The sequence below is a fragment of the Streptomyces alkaliphilus genome, assembly GCF_014141535.1.
Lineage (GTDB): Bacteria > Actinomycetota > Actinomycetes > Streptomycetales > Streptomycetaceae > Streptomyces > Streptomyces alkaliphilus.
The window spans coordinates 1-966 of the sequence record NZ_VKHT01001422.1 but is presented as its reverse complement, the minus strand read 5'-3'; the positions used below and the strand labels follow the sequence as shown (position 1 = coordinate 966).

The 966-nt window shown below is 74.3% G+C and carries 1 pseudogene; it reads right to left on the bottom strand.

Annotation, left to right across the window (positions count from 1 at the left end):
• Nucleotides 1-357: 357 nt before the first annotated feature.
• Nucleotides 358-966: pseudogene (locus FNQ90_RS24865) on the bottom strand (serine/threonine-protein kinase); the annotation flags it as partial.

Below are 966 nucleotides of genomic sequence, written 5' to 3'. Positions count from 1 at the left end.
CGACTCCCCCGTCCGCGCGGTGGGTTCACGCCGCGCGGCCGGGACCGGGTACGGCCCGCGGCGCCCCGGGACACCGCCGGCACCCCGGGCGGGCCGGGGTACCCGATGTCGCGGACGTTCCGGGCGTTCCGGAGGTTCCGGTGAACGTGTTCGGGATGTGGCCGGCGCGTCCGTCGTCACGACCGACGCCCGGCGGGCCCGCGGGGGACCCCCGGGTGCCGGGGCGGGGCGTCGGCGGACCGGCGGGACCGGCGGTCCCGACCGTTCCTCCGGACCCGCGCGTCGCACGACCACGGAGACCGGATGCACACGATACGTGCCGTGGGCATATCACGCCCACGATCTGTCAACTCCGGGTCAGTCCATTGGCCTGAATGTGGCCAGGGCGGTGTCCCGAACGGTGCGGCACTCCTCGTCGTCCCAGGCTTTCTCGACGCAGGTGATCATGACGGCGTAACCGCGGTTGTCGTCCACCCGGAAACCCCGGTTGAGGACCCGCACCCGCTGCCCGCCCTCGTTCCTGACGAACTGCCAGTCCGCGACGGTCGGGTAGTCCCGCCACTCGATCGTCTCGATGCCGATCTGCTCGTAGCCCGGGCTGCTCCCCCGCACGGCGGGCTCCAGGACCCGCCAGGCCGACTCGGCGTTCGGCTGCGGCGTGCGGGTGAAGTCCACCTGCACCTTGGGTGGTCCGCCGCCGGGCGGGCCGTGAATGGCGCCGGAGTCCCGACCGGCGGTCCCGATCCGCGCCCAGCCGTCGGGCAGGGCTATGGAGAACCGGTAGCGCTCGTCGGTGATCACGGTGAACCCGTCCGGCGTCTCCGTCCCGGAGTCGGCGGAACCGTCCCCGGCGGCGCCGGGATCGGCGGAATCGGCCTCCTCCCCGGCCTCCCCCTCGGAGTCGGACGCGTCGGTGTCCGGCCCGGTACCGCCGGGAGCGGAGTCGGCGTCGGCGTCGGTGTCCCC